The following is an 18,886-nucleotide window of genomic DNA, read 5'->3' on the forward strand; positions in this document are numbered from 1 at the left end:
TGCGGTACGAGTAATCTGTGCGACCGTGACCGACCTCGACGCCGACCTGCAGCTCGCCCTCCGAATCGCCGACGAGGCGGATGCCATCACGAGGGCCCGCTTCGGGGCACTCGACCTGTCGGTGGACGACAAACCCGACCTCACCCCGGTCACGGACGCGGACCTGGCGGTGGAACGGGCGGTCCGGGCGACGCTGGAATCCGAGCGGCCCGCCGACGCCGTCCTCGGCGAGGAGTTCGGCGGCGACGCGCAGTTCTCGGGACGGCAGTGGGTGGTCGACCCGATCGACGGCACCAAGAACTTCGTGCGGGGCGTCCCCATCTGGGCCACCCTGATCGCGCTGCTCGAGGACGGCGTTCCCACCGTCGGCGTCGTGAGCGCCCCGGCCCTCGCGCGCCGCTGGTGGGCGGCATCGGGTCGCGGCGCCTGGTCGACGTTCGACGGCTCCGAGCCCGCTCGGATCGCCGTCTCGGCCGTCGACCGGCTGGGTTCGGCCAGCCTCACGTTCTCGAGCCTGTCCGGATGGAAGGAACTCGGCATCCGCGAGCAGTTCCTCTCCCTCACCGACGACGTGTGGCGGGTCCGCGGATTCGGTGACTTCTTCTCCTACTGCCTGCTCGCCGAGGGCGCAGTCGACATCGCCGCCGAGCCCGAGGTGTCGTTGTGGGACCTCGCACCCCTCGACGTCCTGGTGCGCGAGGCCGGCGGCCGGTTCACCAATCTCGCCGGCGCCGACGGCCCGCACGGCGGCAGTGCGCTGGCCACCAACACTCTGCTGCACGACGAGGCGCTGTCCCGACTGCGCTGATGCAGTAATACAGGCAGCAGTCCTGACAAGATCTCCGCCCTCCTCGGCTCCCGAGGAGGGCGGATTTCGTATGTCTGCTGCCTGCGCCCCTCGAGAATCGGGCTCGGACCCGACGCTGCGGGAGCTCGCGGGCACCAGAACTTACTCGATAGTAGACACCCACCTTACTGCTGAGTAAGATAGTTCGTGTCCACGCCCGAACACCGAGAAACAGCTGGTGATCATGAGCAAGCAAGACACTGTTGCCCCCAACGGCAGAGCGAAGCGGAACCCCCGTGACACGTCCGCCGTCGGACTGAATCCCGTCAAGCGCGACGCCATGGGTGCCGCGATGCGCGTGCTGACCAAGATCACCGGATCCGATCTGGCCGAGAAGTACAACCTGCGCCAGACGATCGACCGGGTGACCTACGAAGGCACGAAGACCGGTTTCAAGACCCTCGGCGCCGCGACCCGCGGATTCCAGAAGGTGTCCGGCGGCGGCGCACCGAAACGCCTGCCCGACAACCCGACCGCCAAGGCCGGCTACTTCGACCTGACCCCGAGCGACGAGCAGCAGATGATCGTCGAGACCGTGCGCGAGTTCGCCGCCGAGATCCTGCGGCCCGCAGGCCACGACGCCGACGCTGCCGCCGCCGCACCGGCGGATCTCGTGAAGCGCGCCGCCGAACTCGGCATCACCCTGATCAACGTTCCCGAGGAACTCGACGGGGCCGCCAGCGAGCGCGGCGCCGTCACCAACTCCCTCGTCGCCGAGGCTCTCGCCCACGGCGACATGGGGCTCGCGCTGCCGATTCTCGCGCCGAGTGGCGTCGCGGTCGCCCTCACCCAGTGGGGCACCGACTCCCAGCAGAAGACGTACCTGCCCTCGTTCACGGGCGAGCAGGTTCCGAACGCGGCCGTGGTCGTCAACGAGCCCCGCGCACTGTTCGACCCGTTCGCGTTGCAGACCAAGGCGGTCCGCTCCCCCAGCGGCTACAGGCTCAACGGCGTCAAGAGCCTCGTTCCCGCCGCGGCCTCGTCGGAACTGTTCATCGTGGCGGCCGAACTCGACGGCAAGCCCTCCTTCTTCATCGTCGAGGCCGACACCAAGGGACTCGTCGTGGAGGCGGACCCGAGCATGGGCCTGCGCGCCGCGGGGCTCGGCCGGCTCAACCTCACCGATGTCGCCGTGCCCGAGTCGGGTCTGCTCGGCGCCGCCGACGCCGACGCGCGGAAGGCCGAATACGCCGACGCGATCCGATTGGCCCGCCTCGGCTGGGCGTCACTCGCGGTCGGCACCGGGCAGGCCGTTCTCGACTACGTGATCCCGTACGTCAACGAGCGGGTGGCGTTCGGTGAGCCGATCAGCAACCGTCAGGCGGTCGCGTTCATGGTCGCGAACATCGGCATCGAACTCGACGGCCTGCGCCTGGTCACGTTGCGCGGCGCCTCCCGCGCCGAGCAGGGGCTCTCCTTCGCCCGCGAATCGGCCCTCGCCCGAAAGCTGGCGTCCGAGAAGGGCATGCAGATCGGTCTCGACGGCGTTCAGCTGCTCGGTGGCCACGGTTACACCAAGGAACATCCCGTGGAGCGCTGGTACCGCGATCTGCGCGCCATCGGCGTCGCCGAGGGCATCGTCCTGATCTGAGCGGCCGGATTCGAACTAAGGAAAAGTCATGATCAACCTCGAACTTCCCAAGAAGCTCAAAGCCTCCGCGAACCAGGCGCACCAGGTTGCGGCAGAAATCTTCCGGCCGATCTCCCGCAAGTACGATCTCGCGGAGCACGCCTACCCCAAGGAACTCGACACCATGGCCGCCATGGTGGAGGGCCTCAACGACTCCGGTAAGGGGGCGGCGGGAGCCGCCCTCGGACGCGGCGACGAACCGAAGGTCATCGGGAACGTCAACGGCGGCAACATGTCCTCGCTGATGAACGTCATCGAAACCTGCTGGGGCGACGTGGGCCTCACACTGGCGATCCCGTACCAGGGTCTCGGCAACTCGGCGATCGCGGCGGTCGCCACCGACGAGCAGCTCGAGCGTTTCGGCAAGGTGTGGGCGTCGATGGCGATCACCGAACCCGGTTTCGGTTCCGACTCCGCCGCCGTCACCACCACCGCGGTCCTCGACGGCGACGAATACGTCCTCAACGGTGAGAAGATCTTCGTCACCGCCGGCGAGCGTTCCACCCACATCGTCGTGTGGGCCACCGTCGACAAGACCAAGGGCCGCGCCGCGATCAAGTCGTTCGTCGTCCCGCGCGACGCCCCGGGTCTGAGCGTCGCCCGCCTCGAGCACAAGCTGGGCGTCAAGGCGTCGGACACCGCCGTGCTGCTGCTGCAGGACTGCCGGATCCCGAGGGACAACCTGCTCGGCACGCCGGAGGTCAACGTCGAGAAGGGCTTTGCCGGCGTCATGCAGACGTTCGACAACACCCGCCCGATCGTCGCCGGCATGGCGGTCGGCCTGGGCCGCGCCGCGCTCGAGGAACTGCGCGGCATCCTCTCCGACGCCGGTGTGGAGATCTCGTACGACACTCCCGCGTACAACCAACACGCGGCCGCCGCCGAGTTCCTGCAACTCGAGGCCGACTGGGAAGCCGCCTACCTGCTCGCCCTGCGGGCAACGTGGATGGCGGACAACAAGAAGCCGAACTCACTCGAGGCGTCGATGTCGAAGGCGAAGGCGGGCCGCACCGGAACCGCCATCTCCCTCAAGGCCGTCGAACTCGCAGGCACATGGGGATACTCGGAGCGCCCGCTGCTCGAGAAATGGGCGCGCGACGCGAAGATTCTCGACATCTTCGAGGGCACGCAGCAGATCCAGCAGCTGATCGTGGCCCGCCGTCTGCTGGGGAAGTCGTCGGCCGAGCTGAAGTAGCACTCGCGCACGGCTCATGCCGTCCGGGAACGGGATTCACTCGAGGTCGCGCCACCGGACGAGCACCTCGTGCACCGCTTCGGCGCCCGGCAGAGGGTTCGGTGGCGCGGGCAGGTCCGCGGGATACAGCAGGAACGGCGTGTTCTGGGGTCCGCCGAGCCCGCCGTGCGATCCGACCTGGTCTTCGAATGCGGCGACCTCCCGGGTGTCCGGCCAGTACCGCCCGCCCACCATCAGGTCGGCGACGTTGTCGGACGTGTCCGTGCGGCGGACCCGATCGAGGGCGCCGGGCCCGAAATCGGTGAGCGGGTCGACGCCGTCGACCTCTCCGGTGGCGACGTCGGCGCTGCCGGCAGGCCGGAGCACGACCGAGCCGTCGTCGTCGCGGGCCACGAGCACGAACCCGATGCCGGGATGTGTGACGAGCGCCGGAATCAGGTCCGGGTAACGGGCGTCGATCCATTCGCGGGTGGCCCGGCCCGGCACCTGCGGGAAGCTGACCAGCCCGAGATTGCCCGACGCGAGTACCACCGGATTCTCGCCCGGGGTGACGGCGACGTCGGGAGTCGCTTCCGACCGGAGGCTGGCCTCGGCATAGCCGAGACCCTCGGCGCCGCACACTCGGCTGCCGAGCGTGACGGAGTCGCCCTCGCGGCGACCAGGTGCGTGGCAGGCGTCGAGCACGACGTCCTCGAGGCCCTTGCCGTAGCGGTCGCGGAACGTGGCCCCCTGACTCTGCCCGTGATCCGACAGCACGACGATGCGGTAGGGCCTGCCCGCCTGGGCGGCGACGGCGGCGATCATCCCGATCTCGTCGTTGAGTGTGCGCAGGACCTTACGCGTCTCGGGGCGTTCGACACCGGAATGGTGGGCGACCTCGTCGTACCCGACCAGGTCGACGTACACCGGGCAGCCCACCCCGCCGGACGCGCGGGGTGACGTCGGCGCGGCGTTGCCGGAACGCCTGCACGTTCTCCCGCAGCACCTCGGCGACGAGCCGAACCGCGGTGCGCACGGCGCTCGCCGGGTCGACGAAGTAGTCGGCGTATCCGGTTGCCCTGCCACCCATCCGGGCGCCTCGCATACGGCTGACCACGAGGACGTTGTCGTCGGCGCCGCCGGTGACCAGGTTGCCGCGGCTGGCGCCCCCGGTGAGGAGGCCGGGCCGGTGCGCGCGCTCGAGTTCGCGGGCGGCGTTGTCGGCGGGATTGCTGAAGACGGCGACGGTGCCGCGCGTCTTGTCGTACCACCGGAACGCCGGCACGTTGTGGTTGTCACCGTGCAGGACCCCGAGCTGGCTCGCACCGGTCTGACTGCTCCAGTCCGTGTGCCAGGACGTCAGGACATGAGAGCCCCGGTGCACGAGCCCGGCGAGGTGCGGCGTGACGCCGTCGCGGATCGCGCGTTGCAGCACCGCGTGGCCGAGGCCGTCGATCTGGATGCAGAGCAGTCCGGGCTCCCCCGGCGCCGCGTCCGCACCCCCGCGACGTCGTAGCCGGGACCGGTTGCGGCGCACCAGCATCAAACGGTCAGCCAGTTCCCGGCGAACACGCCCAGGAACAGCAGCGCCGGACCGACCCACAGCATCGCGCGCACGAGCAACGGCCACAGGGTGACCGACAGCAGTCCGTACACGAGGGCGAGGAACAATGCTGCCGGGATGGTGTCGAAGGGGCCGCCCGCAGGTGTCGGACGCAGCCGGACCCCCGGCAGGATCAGGTCGGTCAGGACCAGTGCGACGGCGGAGACGAGCCACAGCACGAGAAATTCGGTGACCGTCCTGGCCGGCGAGCCCAGAGAGCGCATCGCAGACCTCCCTTTTGGGGGATCGTAAGGTCTGACAGGGAGTGGCGCGGCGGAACTCATCGCAGCAGCGTCACCGCGACGAGCGAACGGGACCGCCATGACCGAGAACGCAGGGGTGCTCATCCGGTGGCGGGGGCATGCGACGGTCGAGATCACGGACAGCGGGACAACGATCCTGACGGACCCGGTGCTGACGGCAAGGGTGGCCCACCTGCGGCGTCGCCGCGGCCCAGACCCGATGGCCGACCCGGTGCGGCCGGACGCCGTGCTGCTGTCCCATCTGCACGCCGACCACACCCACCTACCCTCGCTCGCCCTGATCGAGAACGACGTTCCGATCGTCGTTCCCCGCGGCGCGGTGGACGCGTTCACGGGACTGCGGGTGTTCGGCGACCGGCTGATCGAGATGTCGCCCGGGCAGGACGTGCGACTCGGTTCGGTGACGGTGCGCGCGGTGCCGGCCGTGCACGACGGCAGGCGGTGGCGCCGTGGCCCGCAGCGGGCGCAGGCGCTGGGTTATGTCGTCGACGGCGCGGCGTCCACGTATTTCGCCGGGGACACCGCGCTCGACCCCGCGATGGCGGAGTGGGTTCCGCGCTGCGACGTCGCGCTGCTGCCGGTCGGAGGGTGGGGGCCGAATCTCGGACCGGGACACATGGATCCGGAATCGGCCGCCGCCGCGGCGAGGTCCGTGGCCGCCGCGGTGTCGATCCCGATCCACTTCGGCACCTTGTGGCCGATCGGACTGGACGCGGTCCGGCCTCGCCGGTTCCACGGCCCCGGTGGCGAGTTCGTCCGTCGCGCGGACGCGGACGGCCTGAGGGCCGTCGAACTGGACCCGGGCGAGGCATTCCGGTGACTGTCGGTTACGACCGGCACCGGTGCCGCTGTCCTCTACCCTGACTGGTGACACGGTCCCGCCTATCCGAAGGGTTCGACATGTCAGTGCAGCACGTTCTCACCAAGCTGACGGACGCTGTGGGAGCTGTGCGGGTGATGAACCGCGCAGGCCTCGTTCCGTTTCCCCGCGTCGACCAGGGTGTCCGATCGATTCTGGCGGTGCGGAAGTACGGCCCGTTCGCAGGACCCGTCCACGCGAACGCCGAGGCAGGCCTGGACGCGGTGGCCATCATCGACGAGCGCGGCCCCCTCACCTACGCCGACATCGAGGAACAGTCCAACGCCCTGGTGCGTGCGTGGCAGACCGACGGCATCACTGCGGGTTCCGTCATGGGATGCATGTGCCGCAATCATCGTGGCCTGGTGCTCACGATGCTCGCCGCCGCCAAGAACGGCACCAAGCTGGTGCTGATGAACACCGGTTTCGCCCGGCCGCAACTCGTCGACGTCGCCGCTCGCGAGCAGGTGCAGGCCTTCGTGTACGACGACGAATTCCACCAGGTCGCCGAGGCCCTCCCGGACGAGGTGATCGTCTATCGTTCGTGGGCGGAGGAAAATTCGACGTCCCGGGTCCGCACGCTCGACGACGCGATGGAGGGCCGAGATCGCGGTTCGCTGCCCGCGCCGTCCGCGCTCGGTGGATTCGTCCTCCTCACCAGTGGCACCACCGGCACACCGAAGGGCGCTCCCCGCGGACACACGTCGCCGCTCGCGTCGGCGCAGTTCCTCGACCGGGTTCCGCTGCGGCGCGGCCAGACGATGATGATGGCTGCCCCCGCCTTCCACGGGACCGGAGTCTCCCAGTTCGCACTCGCGCTGGCGCTGGGCCAGACCGTGGTGGTGCATCGGAAGTTCGATCCGGAGAACACGATTCGCCTGGTCGAGAAGCACCGGTGCGATACGCTGGTCGTCGTTCCCACCATGCTGCAGCGCATCATCGATCTCGGACCGGAGACCTTGGCGAAGTACGACACGTCGAGCCTGAAGATCATCTTCGCGGCCGGGTCCGCGCTCTCCCCCGACCTCTGCAAGCGCACCACCGCCGCGTTCGGCACGGTGCTCCACAACTTGTACGGCTCCACCGAGGTCGCCGTCGCCACCGTCGCGACACCCGCCGACCTCGAACTGGCGCCGGGTACCGCGGGACGGGCTCCCGTCACGTGCCACGTGGAGCTGTACGACGAATCGGGTCGACGAATCACCGAACCCGAGACCGTCGGACGCATCTTCGTCGCCAGCGGTCTCAGCTTCTCCGGATACACCGACGGTCGCGACAAGGAGCGCATCAACGGTCTGCTGTCGACCGGCGACGTCGGGCACTTCGACCGCAACGGCCTGCTCTTCGTGGACGGCCGCGACGACGACATGATCGTCTCCGGCGGCGAGAACGTCTACCCGCTCGAGGTCGAGAACCTGCTCGCCGACCGCGAGGATGTGCTCGAGGCCGCCGTGATCGGTGTCGAGGACTCCGAGTTCGGCCATCGACTCAGGGCTTTCGTCGTGCCCGCCCCCGGGTCCGCGAAGGACGCCGAGGAAATGAAGGCTCACGTCAAGTCGAACCTGGCGCGGTACAAGGTGCCCCGCGAGATCATCTTCATCGAGGAACTCCCCCGCAACGCGACGGGCAAGTTGCTGCGCCGCGTCCTGATCGAGATGGACGTCTCGGAGAGCTGATCCACCGGCCTGCGCCCCACACGGCGCTCCGTCGCCGGCCACGGAACTGAATACGGAAACAAAAAAGAACCGGTGCCCTGGATTCCAGGACACCGGTTCTTCGGTGGTAGCGGGGACAGGATTTGAACCTGCGACCTCTGGGTTATGAGCCCAGCGAGCTACCGAGCTGCTCCACCCCGCGCTGCATGAACAAAGTTACACGAGCGAACGAACGGATTGCAAATCGCCCGAAAAGAGGCCGACTAGCAACCTTTCAGCACCACCCGAGTCACATCCGTTACCTAAAAGTTATGACCTGCGTCACACTTTTGAGAAAATCTGTAACGTTTTCAGAACCCGCAACTCGCGGGCCGACCTGCGAAAACACCGTGCGTTCATCCCAGTATTTGGACGCCCGTCACAGAAAATCGGCCCGTGACCATTCCGTAATCGCCGCGTACGTTCGTTGCCAGCCCGAAACCAACGGGCAACGCCGACCCGCCGCAGCTCGACCTGCCCCAGCGGGATCCGGAATCCCGACACCTCGAGGGGCAGGACGAGGACAGATCGACCACCGGGTCGGCACACCAGCCGTCATCCACACGACCACCTCGTCGGCAGGCGCGGAGAGGAATCAACCACATGTTCAATTCCAGCATCGTCAAGCGGACCATGGGCGCAGTCGCACTCACCGGAGCAGTCATCGGAGTGCCGCTCGGCCTGAGCACCGGCACCGCTTCGGCCGCTTCCGGAGACTGGGACGCTGTCGCAGCATGCGAGAGCAGTGGCAACTGGGGCGCCGACACCGGAAACGGCTTCTCGGGCGGCCTGCAGTTCACCGACAGCACCTGGGCCGCGAACGGCGGCTCCGGCTCGCCTGCGAACGCCTCGCGCGAGGAGCAGATCCGCGTTGCCGAGAACGTCCTGGCGACCCAGGGACCCGGCGCCTGGCCGGTCTGCGGACAGTACCTCTGATCCGCACCCCACACTTGCCCGAGCGCCCTGCGCGCAGCACGACTGCGCGCAGGGCGCTCTTGCATTGCACGGCATCGACTTACACCACCGAGATCCGTTTCCCCGCCATTTACGCGTGAGCCGCTGCACAAATTCGTAGTGATCCCCGCCACATAACAACGGTGTAACGAATCGACTCCGAAACTATATCAAGCGCTTCTGAACTGCGGAAACAGGGAAAATTCGCTCTCAACGCCGGACACCTGTCCACCATTTTCGCCAGGTGAACTGCGGGCGGAGCTCCCGTACGGTCGCTCTCGGCCCGAAACAACCGGGCGAAAGCCGGCCCGCCGCTGCTAGCTCTGCCCCGCGGGTTCGGAATCCCCGAAACCTTCGAGGGGCAGGGACGCGGCACCGAATCGCAGCCCGGCGCGACGACGCGAACGTCGTCGCCCGCAGGCCGGCCACGCCAGCAAGCGCGGAGAGGATTGACCCCGCATGACCAATCACAGCATCAGCAAGCGTGCCCTCGGATGGATCGCCGTCACCGGAGCCGTCGTTGCCGTTCCGCTCGGCCTGAGCACCGGCACCGCCTCCGCCGCCTCCCACAACTGGGACGGCGTCGCAGCGTGCGAGAGCGGCGGCAACTGGGGAATCAACACCGGAAACGGCTACTACGGCGGCCTGCAGTTCTCGCAGAGCACCTGGGAGGCCAACGGCGGCAGCGGCTCGGCGTCGAACGCCAGCAAGGCCGAGCAGGTCCGAGTCGCCGAGAATGTTCTCGCGACGCAGGGCCAGGGCGCGTGGCCGGTGTGCGGTCAGTACCTGACCACCGGTGGCGGCGACGTCGCCGAGGCCCCCGCGCCCGCTCCCGCTCCGGCGCCCACCCCTGCGCCCGCCCCCGCGGCACCGGCCCAGGTCCAGGCGCCCGCTCCTGTCCAGCCCGCCGCGCAGCAGGCACTGGACGCCGCGCGTCAGGTCGCCGAGCAGAACGGCTACGGACAGCAGTTCCAGCAGCTGGTGAACGCCAACCCGCAGCTGGTCGACGCACTGCGCTGATCTTCGCTCGCATACGACGAGGCCCTGTCATCCGGTTCGGATGACAGGGCCTCGTTCGTTCTCCCGGTGAACCGTCTCTACTTCGGGATCGCCTCGTACGCGGCGACCGCCTTCTGCACCCGGGCGAGGGCCGCACCGTATGCCGCGAAGTCACCGCTGCGCTGCGCCGACGTCAACGCGTCGAGCGACGCATCCAGCTCCGCCACAGCCGCCGAGACATCGGTGCCGGACGGCGGAGTCGCCGGTGCGGTGGGCGCTGCCGGGGCCGCACCCTGGTCGACGGGCGGCGTCGTACCCGTCTCCGGAGGTGTCCCCTCCTCGGCGCTGGGCGCGGTGGCCACCGAGCCCGTTCCCGCACCGAACACCTGGTCGAGCGCCTGCGCCAGAGTCGGGGCGTACCCGACGCGCACACTGTTACTCGGCGGCGGCTCGCGGTAGCTCACCAGCACTCGGGACAGCTGCGGGAACGTCGACGTGTTCGGGCCCGTCGAACTTCGCTCCGTATACATAGGTTCGACGTACAGGATGCCGCCGTTCGCGATCGGCAGTGTCAGCAGGTTGCCGTACTGAATCTTGTTCGATCTCTCGAGCAGCGTTCTCTCCGACGCCACCCGCGGATCGGAGATCATCGAGTTCTGCGTCTGCTGCGGACCCTGGGTCTGGGTGTCCGTCGGCAATTGGAGCACCGTGAACTTGCCGTAGTTCTCCGGGTCCGATTTCACCGACAGATAGGCGGACAGGAACTCGCGGCTGTAACCCACCATCGCACTGGTCAGGTTGAACGACGGTTTCCCGGTCTCGGGATCGCCGACCAGCACGTAGTACGGCGGCTGGTTCGCGCTCGTGTCGATCGTGGGATCGCTCGGCACCGACCAGAACGCGTTGTTGGTGAAGAACTCCTTCGGATCGTCCACGTGGTACTTGGCGAGCATCTCGCGCTGCACCTTGAACAGGTCCTCGGGATAACGGAAGTGCGCGCGCAGTTCGTCCGGAATCGAGTCCGCAGGCTGAACCGCGTCGGGGAACACACCCATCCACGCGTCGAGCACGGGATCGTTCTGGTCCACCTGGTAGAGCTTGACCGTGCCGTCGTACGCGTCGACGGTGGCCTTCACCGAGTTGCGGATGTAGGACACCTCCTTGCGGGGCAGCAGGCGACCGGTGTTCTGGTCGATGCTGTCCTCCACCAGTCCGTCGAGCGAACTGCGCTGCGCGTACGGGTAGTCCTGCAGCGTGGTGTAGGCGTCCACGATCCACACGACCTTGCCGTCGACGACGGCCGGGTAGGAGTCGCCGTCCGCGGTCAGCCACGGAGCGACGTGCGTGACCCGGTCCCGGGGATCCCGGTTGTAGATGATCTTCGAATCCGAACCGATGGCACCGGAGAACAAAATGTTGCGTTCGGTGTACTTCGCCGCGAACGCCAGCCGGTTGAACCAGTTGCCGATCGGCACGCCACCCGAACCGGTGTACGTGTAGCGCGAGGTGTCGGTGTCGTACTCCCGCGGATCCGAACCCTGGGAACCACCGACGATCGCGTAGTCGGCATCGGTGTCGGCGATGACCTCGCCGTAGTAGATGCGCGGCTGCTCGACCGGGATGACCTGATTGCCCGCTGCCTGTGAGGCGATGTCGCTGACCATGTAGACGGGGTAACCGCTGTTGCTGTTGGCGGCTTCCTCCGCGGACTCGCCTGCGGCGGCGTTCACGCGGTTCGCGGGGGCCGCGACCAGTCCGTTGCCGTGTGTGTAGACGGTGTGCTTGTTGATCCAGTCCGTCTGGTTGCCCGTCAGGCTCTTCGACGACAATTCGCGGGCCGCGACAATGTAGTCACGCATCTCACCGTCGATGTCGTACCGGTCGATGTCGAGCGTCGGCGGGAAACCGTAGAAGTTCTTCAGCTGCTGCTGCTGGGTGAACGTCCGCGACAGGATGTTCGGGTCGAGCAGTCGCGTGTTCGCGATCGTCGTCACGTCGGCGGGCACGTCGCGCGGCGGCGTCGTCCCGTACCCCTGGTAGTCCTGGTACTCGACCTTGTCGTCGGTGATGCCGTACGCCTGCCGGGTGGCGGCGATGTTCCGCTCGATGTACGCGCTCTCCTTGTCGGCGGCGTTGGGGCGCACCGAGAACTGCTCCACCACGAGCGGCCACACCGCGCCGACCAGGATCGACGAGAGCACGAGAAGGGCTGTGGCCATTGCGGGTATCCGCAGATCGCGCAGGAAGATCGCCGCGAAGAATGCGCCCGCGCAGATGACCGCGATGGCCAGCAGGATCAGCTTCGCCTGCAGCACCGCGTTCATGTCGGTGTAGCTACCACCGGTGAACGTGGGCTCCTTGCGGCTGCTCGACAGCAGGGAATACCGGTCGAACCAGTACGCGACGGCCTTGAGGAGAATGAACGTTCCCGCCAGCACTGCCAACTGGACTCGCGCCGCATTGGTCAGCGCGCCGCCCCGGCCCGCGAGCTTGAGCCCACCGAAGATGTAGTGCGTCACCAGGCTCGCGAAGAACGCCAGCAGCACCGCCACGAACAGCCAATTGAGGACGAAACGGTAGAACGGCAGATCGAACGTGTAGAAGCCGACGTCGAGTCCGAATTCGGGATCGGCGACGCCGAACGCGCCGCCGTTGACGAACAACTGCACCGTCACCCAACTGGACTGGGCGATCAGGCCGGCGAGCAGTCCCACCGCGATCGGAATCGCGAGGCCGAACAGGCGCAGCCGGGTCATCACCGTGGTGCGGTACCGCGCCACCGGATCGTTGGGACCCGACACCGGGACGAACACCGGCCGCGAACGGTACGCGAGCAGCAGTGCCAGCCAGACGATTCCGCCGACCACCACCCCCACCACGAGGAAGAGCAGCAGACGGGTGACGAGGACCGTGGTGAAGACACCACGGAATCCGACCTCACCGAACCACAACCAGTCCGTGTACGTGCTGATCAGCCGAGGACCCACCAGCAGCAGGGCCGCGACGACAAGCGCCAGCACCAGCAGCACTCGACTGCGTTTGGACAACGACGGTAAACCTGCGGGGGGCCGCATGCCCACGTGCCACACTCCAAGAACTCGGCGACGTTCTCACGCCGCGGTCAACTGCACCGTTCGGTCGTCCACACCCCGAACAGCGAGGGCGTGACCGTTTCGTCCCACTCTACGTAACAACCGAGAGTTGCCGCCGTCGGTCCTGTTCCGGGGGTGCGAAGATGGGTCCTGTGAGTGAAGAGAATGTGAACCGAGAGACGGACGCCCTCGCCCGCTGCGTGCGTGAGGTGGTCGAATTCGTCGATGCCGGAGGGTGGGATCAGCCGCCCCAGATGTTCGCACTCGTCCCGACCGAACTCCTCGCGGCCGCCGAACCGAGCCTGCTCGACCAACTCGCCGACGGTGCGGAACTGACCCCGGTGGAACAGGATCCGTTCCCCGGCGACATCGACGGCGGGTCACGCGCACTCGACGAATTCCTCGCCACCACCAGCTGGCCCGAGTCCGTGGTCGGGTGCGCCCTCGTCCAGGAGATCGTGGTTCTGCCTCCCGAGGCGGAATCCGATCTCGACGACGCGCTCGTCCCCCTCCTGTCCGACCGCGACGCCGCCGACGACGCCGCACGGGCCGCGGCCGAGTCGCATCCCGACCGCCGGTCCGCCCGGCTCATCGCCGCCGTGCTGCGCGACGGACCGTCGCTGTGCCTGATGCAGTTGCGCCCCGACGAGGACGCCGACCCGTACGCCGGAATCGAACTGCTCACCTACGAAAACCTGGCGCCGAATCTCGTCAGCGCGCTGTACGCCACCCTCGACGCGACCGAAGAGGACTGACCGCTCCGCAGTCGAGTAGGACCGACCGCGCCGCAGTCAGCAGTGCGGCGCGTCGGCTCCGGCGTTGACGGCCTCGAGCGCGTCGACGGCCCCGTCGAGGTTCTCGACCTTCACCAGCCGGAGCCCGTCGGGTGCCCCCTGGCGTGCCTCGTCGCAGTTCTTCGCCGGCACGAGGAATGTCTCGGCGCCCGCTTCGGACGCGGCGATCAACTTGTACTTGATGCCGCCGATGGGGCCGACGTCGCCGTCGGAGTCGATCGTGCCGGTACCGGCGACGAACTTGCCGCCGTTGAGTTCGCCCGGGGTGAGTTTGTCGATCACGGCGAGCGTGAACATGAGTCCCGCCGAAGGGCCGCCCACGTCGGCGAGGTTGAAGTCGATCGTGAACGGGACGTCCGGGACCTCCTCCGGCGTGATCCCCAGGTAGCCCTTGGCCTCGTCGTCCGGGCGGGCACCGAGCACCACCCGCACCGTGGTCTCGGCGCCGTCACGCCGGATCACGATCGGCACCTCGGTGTTCGGAGGCACGTCGGCCACCGCCTCCTGCACGCCGCCGACCGTCGACACCGGCTTTCCGTCGACACTGACCAGCACGTCGCCTTCGCGCAGCAGCCCCTGGGAGGGGCCGTCCTCACCGACCTTGGCGATCCGCAGGTCCACCGGCTTACCCAGGAAGTGGAGTGCCGCCAGTTCGGCGCTGTCCTCCGACTGCTGGAAGTCGGCGTCGTTCTCCTGCTTGACCTCGTCCTTCGACTTGTCCGGCGGGTACACCTCCTCGCGGGGCACGATGCCCTGGCGTCCGCTCGCCCACAGTCCGAACGCTTCGAACACGTTGAGGTCGTCGCGCACGGCGACCGTCGTCATGTTGAGGTGGCCGGTGGTGTCGTCCACGTCCGTCCCCTCGATGGCGATGACCTGCTCACCACCCACTTCGCCGAGGGTGTTGAACGTGGGTCCCGGCCCGAGAGCCACGAACGGCACCTTGATCACGGTGCCGAGAATGCCGAGTACCACGATCGGGGCCAGCGCAGCCAGAAGCGTCACGATCCGTCGATTCACCTGGACCAGCGTAGAGCGCGAACCGGTGGGCACCGCTGTCGGCCGTCCGCGTGTTCGCCGTCAGCGTGACGCGGTCGCCAGCCACCGAACCATGCGCCTTGTACCGTTGAGTCATGAGCAATCCGCCCTTCGGCTTCTCCAAACCCGACGACGATCCCGATCGCGACAAGAACACGGGGGATCAGAACGGGCCCGACCGCGACAAGAACGCGGGCGGTTCCGGCGACTTCGGTTTCGGGGCGGGTGGTTTCCCCGCCGGGGGCTTCGACCCGGCCGCCCTCGGCCAGATGCTCACCCAGTTCGGCCAGATGCTGAGCGGGATGGGCACGTCGATGGGATCCGGGGAGCAGACCGGCCCGGTCAACTACGAGATCGCGAAGAAACTCGCCCGCCAGCAGATGGGGTCCGTCGCTCCGATCACGCAGGGCAATTCCGAGGCGATCGCCGACGCCTCGCGGCTCGCCGAACTGTGGCTGGACGCCGCGACGACGCTGCCCGCGGGCGCATCGAAGACCGTCGCGTGGACGCCCAACGACTGGCTCGACTACACCCTCGACACCTGGAAGCGGTTGTGCGACCCGGTGGCGGAGAAGGTGTCGGGCATGTGGGTGCAGGGGCTGCCCGAAGAGGCGCAGCAGATGGCAGGACCCATGCTCGGCATGATGAGCCAGATGGGTGGCCTCGCGTTCGGCTCCCAGCTCGGCCAGGCTCTGGGCCAGCTGTCGAAGGAAGTCCTCACCTCCACCGACATCGGTCTCCCCCTCGGTCCGGCGGGCACGGGCGCCTTACTTCCCGCCGCGGTGGAACGGTTCAGCAAGGGACTCGAACAGCCCGACCGGGAGATCCTCGTCTTCCTCGCCGCACGTGAGGCCGCCTACCAGCGCCTGTACAGCCACGTCCCGTGGCTGCGTCAGCGTCTCCTCGCCACCGTGGAGGAGTACGCCCGCGGCATCACCATGGACTTCTCCGCCATCGAGGACATGGCGAAGGGGCTCGATCCGTCCGCGCTGACCGATCCGTCGCAGCTCGAGAACATCCTGCAGCAGGGTGCCTTCGAGCCGCAGACCACACCCGAGCAGAAGCAGGCCCTCGAGCGACTCGAGACGTTGCTCGCCCTCATCGAGGGCTGGGTCGAGGTCGTCGTCGCGTCGGCGCTGAACGACCGCCTCCCCGGCGTCGCGGCACTCAGCGAGACGCTCCGCCGCAGGCGCGCGACCGGCGGACCCGCCGAGCAGACGTTCGCGACACTCGTCGGACTCGAACTGCGTCCCCGCAAGGTCCGGGAGGCGGCGCAGTTGTGGACGCGCCTGACGTCCGAGTCGACCGTCGACGCCCGTGACGGCGTGTGGGCCCACCCCGACCTGCTGCCCGACTCGTCCGACCTCGACAGCCCGGACGCGTTCGTCGAACGCGTGCTCGGGGGCGGCGACGGCGGCGACTTCGACAATCCCATGGCGCAGCTGGAGGCGACGGAGGCCCGCGAGCGGGCCGAGGAGGCCGAACGCGGCAAGTCCGGCAAGGACGAGGACCCGGAGTCCTGACCCCCTGATCGCACCAATGTGTCGGTAGCGGGAAGTCCGCAGGTCGGAGCGCGTTTCGGCCTGTGGACAACTCGCCTTTTCCGGGCCGGCGACCGATCGTGGCCTGGAATCCTCGGTGCGTGACCATCTCGCACCCGCACCCCGTCTGTGTCACTCTCGATCCCCGGATCGCCGTGCTCGTCCGCCCCGACGGGCGGGTGCAGTTCGGCTGGGATCCCGAGCGCGCACTCGTCCTCTCCCCGCCGCCCGGAATCCGGACCGAGCAACTCCTCGCCGTCGTCCGACTGCTCGACGGCAAGAACACGCGGCCGCACATTCTGTGGACGGCCGTCGAATACGGCCTGGCGCCCACGGACGTGTCGAAGCTGCTCGGCGATCTGGACCGCGCCGGTCTGATCGACGTCGCGGGCACCTCCCCCGTCGCGGACACGATCACCATCCGCGTGCACGGGCGCGGACCGCTGTCGGATGCGGTGTCCACCGGGCTCACCGACGGCGGCATCCGGGTCTCCCGCTCGTTCCGCTACTCCGCCGACGGCGACGTCCGGCGGTGGAACGCCCTGTGCGTCGTGCTCGCGGACGACCTGGTGGCGGACCCTCGCCTCGCTGCGGATCTGGTCCAGAACGGGATACCGCACCTGCAGGTCCGGCTGCGGGACGGTCGCGGTGTGGTCGGTCCGCTGGTGCTGCCGGGCCACACGAGTTGCCTGCGGTGCGCCGATCTTCTTCGCGCCGCGTACGACGAGGACTGGCCGCACCTGTCCGCTCAGCTCCTGGGGACGGTCGGGCATGCGAGTCCCGCCGTGATCATGGCCACGGCCGCAGTCGCCCTCGGCCAACTCGAGGCCGTGCTGTCCGCCCCGCGCGGCGCTCCGCCCAGCAGTCTCGACGCCACGCTCGAGATCGATCTGGGGGCGCACCGTCTGGTGACGCGGCGCTGGCCGAGGCAGGCGAGTTGCAGCTGCACGTATCTGGCGCCCGCCGTGGGCGAATCGAACCGGCATCGGTGATGATGCATGATGGTGGGGTGCCCGACATCCCCCGCAGGAGTTCTGCCCGCACCGCGAAACTCGCGAGCATCCCGTTGGGGATCGCGGGGCGTGCCGCGATGGGGTTCGGCCGAAAGCTGACCGGCGGCGACAGGGACGAGATCGATGCCCAGCTGAGTGCGAAGGCCGCCGAGCAATTGTTCGCCGTCCTCGGCGAACTCAAGGGCGGCGCCATGAAACTGGGCCAGGCGCTCAGCGTCATGGAGGCGGCGATCCCGGAGGAGTTCGCGGAACCCTACCGTGAATCGCTGAACAAGCTGCAGGCGCAGGCACCTCCGCTGCCCGCGAAGGCGGTCCACCGGATGCTCGACCAGCAACTGGGCACCAAGTGGCGGGAGCGGTTCCAGTCGTTCGACGACACCCCGACCGCGTCGGCCAGCATCGGCCAGGTGCATCGCGCCGTGTGGGCCGACGGCCGCGACGTGGCCGTCAAGGTTCAGTACCCCGGCGCCGACGAAGCGCTGCGCGCCGACCTGAAGACACTGGGACGGTTCGCGGGTCTGTTCGCCTCGGTCATGCCCGGGGTCGACGTGCGGCCGGTCATCGACGAATTCACCGCCCGCACCGAAGAAGAACTCGACTACCGGATCGAGGCGAACAATCAGCGCCGCTTCGCGAAGGTGTACGACGGGGACCCGCAGTTCGCGATTCCGCACGTCGTCGCCAGTGCCCCCAAGGTGGTGGTCACCGAATGGATGTCGGCGAAACCGCTGTCGGCCATCATCGCCGACGGCACCCCCGAGGAACGCAACACTGCCGGCGCACTGCTCGCGGAGTTCCACTTCGCCTCCCCCACTCGCGTCGGCCTGCTCCACTGCGACCCGCATCCGGGTAACTTCATGCTGCACAGCGACGGCCGCCTGGGGGTCATCGATTTCGGTGCCGCGGCACCGTTTCCGCACGGTCTTCCACCGGTTCTCGGGGCGATGGTCCGGCTGGCGCTCCACGAGCAGTTCGACGAACTGACGGAGTTGTTGCACGCCAACGGATTCGTCCTGCCGGGCAGAACGGTGACCGACAAGGAGATCGCCGACTACCTGCGTCCCGTCACCGATCCGATCCACACCGAATCGTTCCACTTCACCCGCGCCTGGCTGCAGAAGGCGGCGGGTTCCGCGACCGACTTCAACAGTGCGCAGTTCCGGACCGCCCGCGCACTGAATCTGCCCGCCGAGTACCTGATGATCTTCCGGGTTCTCGTCGGCTCGGTGGGGATCTGCGCCCAACTGGACGCGTACGCGCCGTACATGGCGATCCTCACCCGGTGGCTCCCCGGGTTCGTGGCCCCCGACCTGTGAGTACTTGTTAACCGCGGGCGCTGGCTGTCAGCATGGTCGTGAGACACCTGGCAGTCAGCGTGGGGAGCG

The 18,886-nt window shown here is 68.1% G+C and carries 12 protein-coding genes, 1 tRNA gene and 2 pseudogenes; 11 read left to right on the top strand and 4 right to left on the bottom strand.

The annotated features are described in order from the left end of the window. The first annotated feature begins 25 nt into the window (after positions 1 to 25). The 3 genes from hisN to P3H15_RS24185 all read left to right on the top strand — a co-directional run bounded on the left by hisN (position 26) and on the right by P3H15_RS24185 (position 3,672). On the top strand, positions 26 to 808 hold the full coding sequence (gene hisN, locus P3H15_RS24175) for a histidinol-phosphatase (RefSeq protein WP_276139531.1): 783 nt from the start codon (positions 26 to 28) through the stop codon (positions 806 to 808). A gap of 217 nt (positions 809 to 1,025) precedes the next feature. Continuing rightward, positions 1,026 to 2,438, top strand: a complete 1,413-nt coding sequence (locus tag P3H15_RS24180; protein ID WP_276139532.1) for an acyl-CoA dehydrogenase family protein — start codon at positions 1,026 to 1,028, stop codon at positions 2,436 to 2,438. A 28-nt stretch (positions 2,439 to 2,466) separates the two neighbouring features. Next, positions 2,467 to 3,672 carry an acyl-CoA dehydrogenase family protein gene (locus P3H15_RS24185; RefSeq protein WP_276139533.1) on the top strand — a complete coding sequence of 402 codons (1,206 nt, stop codon included), beginning with the start codon at positions 2,467 to 2,469 and terminating at the stop codon, positions 3,670 to 3,672. A 36-nt stretch (positions 3,673 to 3,708) separates the two neighbouring features. Here P3H15_RS24185 and P3H15_RS24190 read toward each other — a convergent pair. Further along, positions 3,709 to 5,478 (bottom strand): annotated as a pseudogene (locus P3H15_RS24190) (alkaline phosphatase family protein). A gap of 97 nt (positions 5,479 to 5,575) precedes the next feature. Here P3H15_RS24190 and P3H15_RS24195 point away from each other — a divergent pair. Next, positions 5,576 to 6,337: an MBL fold metallo-hydrolase gene (locus P3H15_RS24195; protein WP_276139534.1), complete on the top strand. Its 762-nt coding sequence runs from the start codon at positions 5,576 to 5,578 to the stop codon at positions 6,335 to 6,337. Positions 6,338 to 6,417: 80 nt separating this feature from the next. Beyond that, the gene (locus P3H15_RS24200) at positions 6,418 to 8,052 is read left to right on the top strand and encodes an acyl-CoA synthetase (RefSeq protein ID WP_276139535.1); all 1,635 of its coding nucleotides are present in this window, start codon (positions 6,418 to 6,420) and stop codon (positions 8,050 to 8,052) included. Positions 8,053 to 8,156: 104 nt separating this feature from the next. Here the strand turns inward: P3H15_RS24200 and P3H15_RS24205 are convergent. Then, positions 8,157 to 8,233, bottom strand: a tRNA-Met gene (locus P3H15_RS24205). A gap of 440 nt (positions 8,234 to 8,673) precedes the next feature. Here P3H15_RS24205 and P3H15_RS24210 point away from each other — a divergent pair. Together P3H15_RS24210 and P3H15_RS24215 are read left to right on the top strand one after the other, a co-directional pair. Further along, positions 8,674 to 9,003 (top strand): annotated as a pseudogene (locus P3H15_RS24210) (transglycosylase family protein); the annotation flags it as partial. A gap of 480 nt (positions 9,004 to 9,483) precedes the next feature. Continuing rightward, entirely contained in the window at positions 9,484 to 10,044 is a 561-nt protein-coding gene (locus P3H15_RS24215) for a transglycosylase family protein (RefSeq protein WP_276139537.1), read from the top strand. Positions 10,045 to 10,121: 77 nt separating this feature from the next. On the opposite strand, the gene P3H15_RS24220 is transcribed toward P3H15_RS24215, so the two are convergent. Continuing rightward, a complete protein-coding gene (locus tag P3H15_RS24220) occupies positions 10,122 to 13,103 on the bottom strand; it encodes a UPF0182 family protein (protein ID WP_276139538.1) in 2,982 nt (993 codons plus the stop codon). A gap of 155 nt (positions 13,104 to 13,258) precedes the next feature. Between P3H15_RS24220 and P3H15_RS24225 the strand changes: the two genes are divergently transcribed. Continuing rightward, the gene (locus P3H15_RS24225) at positions 13,259 to 13,870 is read left to right on the top strand and encodes a PPA1309 family protein (protein ID WP_276139539.1); all 612 of its coding nucleotides are present in this window, start codon (positions 13,259 to 13,261) and stop codon (positions 13,868 to 13,870) included. A 36-nt stretch (positions 13,871 to 13,906) separates the two neighbouring features. On the opposite strand, the gene P3H15_RS24230 is transcribed toward P3H15_RS24225, so the two are convergent. After that, on the bottom strand, positions 13,907 to 14,929 hold the full coding sequence (locus P3H15_RS24230) for a PDZ domain-containing protein (protein WP_276139540.1): 1,023 nt from the start codon (positions 14,927 to 14,929) through the stop codon (positions 13,907 to 13,909). A gap of 113 nt (positions 14,930 to 15,042) precedes the next feature. Here P3H15_RS24230 and P3H15_RS24235 point away from each other — a divergent pair, with 113 nt between their 5' ends. The 3 genes from P3H15_RS24235 (at position 15,043) to P3H15_RS24245 (ending at position 18,817) form a co-directional block, all read left to right on the top strand. After that, entirely contained in the window at positions 15,043 to 16,470 is a 1,428-nt protein-coding gene (locus P3H15_RS24235; protein ID WP_276139541.1) for a zinc-dependent metalloprotease, read from the top strand. A 119-nt stretch (positions 16,471 to 16,589) separates the two neighbouring features. Beyond that, positions 16,590 to 17,480, top strand: coding sequence for a hypothetical protein (locus P3H15_RS24240; RefSeq protein ID WP_276139542.1), 891 nt, complete (start codon positions 16,590 to 16,592; stop codon positions 17,478 to 17,480). Further along, positions 17,480 to 18,817: an AarF/ABC1/UbiB kinase family protein gene (locus P3H15_RS24245; RefSeq protein ID WP_276139546.1), complete on the top strand. Its 1,338-nt coding sequence runs from the start codon at positions 17,480 to 17,482 to the stop codon at positions 18,815 to 18,817. Before P3H15_RS24240 ends, P3H15_RS24245 begins: the two co-directional genes overlap by 1 nt. Positions 18,818 to 18,886: the final 69 nt, after the last annotated feature.

It is taken from the genome of Rhodococcus sp. T2V, assembly GCF_029269925.1.
Classification (GTDB): Bacteria; Actinomycetota; Actinomycetes; order Mycobacteriales; family Mycobacteriaceae; genus Rhodococcus_F; species Rhodococcus_F koreensis.

What these genes read in the sequence shown, in the direction of transcription:
- P3H15_RS24185 (WP_276139533.1), top strand. Translation starts at nt 2,467, where the DNA reads ATGATCAACCTCGAACTTCCCAAGAAGCTCAAAGCCTCCGCGAACCAG.
- P3H15_RS24195 (WP_276139534.1), top strand. Translation starts at nt 5,576, where the DNA reads ATGACCGAGAACGCAGGGGTGCTCATCCGGTGGCGGGGGCATGCGACG.
- P3H15_RS24200 (WP_276139535.1), top strand. Translation starts at nt 6,418, where the DNA reads ATGTCAGTGCAGCACGTTCTCACCAAGCTGACGGACGCTGTGGGAGCT.
- P3H15_RS24215 (WP_276139537.1), top strand. Translation starts at nt 9,484, where the DNA reads ATGACCAATCACAGCATCAGCAAGCGTGCCCTCGGATGGATCGCCGTC.
- P3H15_RS24225 (WP_276139539.1), top strand. Translation starts at nt 13,259, where the DNA reads ATGGGTCCTGTGAGTGAAGAGAATGTGAACCGAGAGACGGACGCCCTC.
- P3H15_RS24235 (WP_276139541.1), top strand. Translation starts at nt 15,043, where the DNA reads ATGAGCAATCCGCCCTTCGGCTTCTCCAAACCCGACGACGATCCCGAT.
- P3H15_RS24245 (WP_276139546.1), top strand. Translation starts at nt 17,480, where the DNA reads ATGATGCATGATGGTGGGGTGCCCGACATCCCCCGCAGGAGTTCTGCC.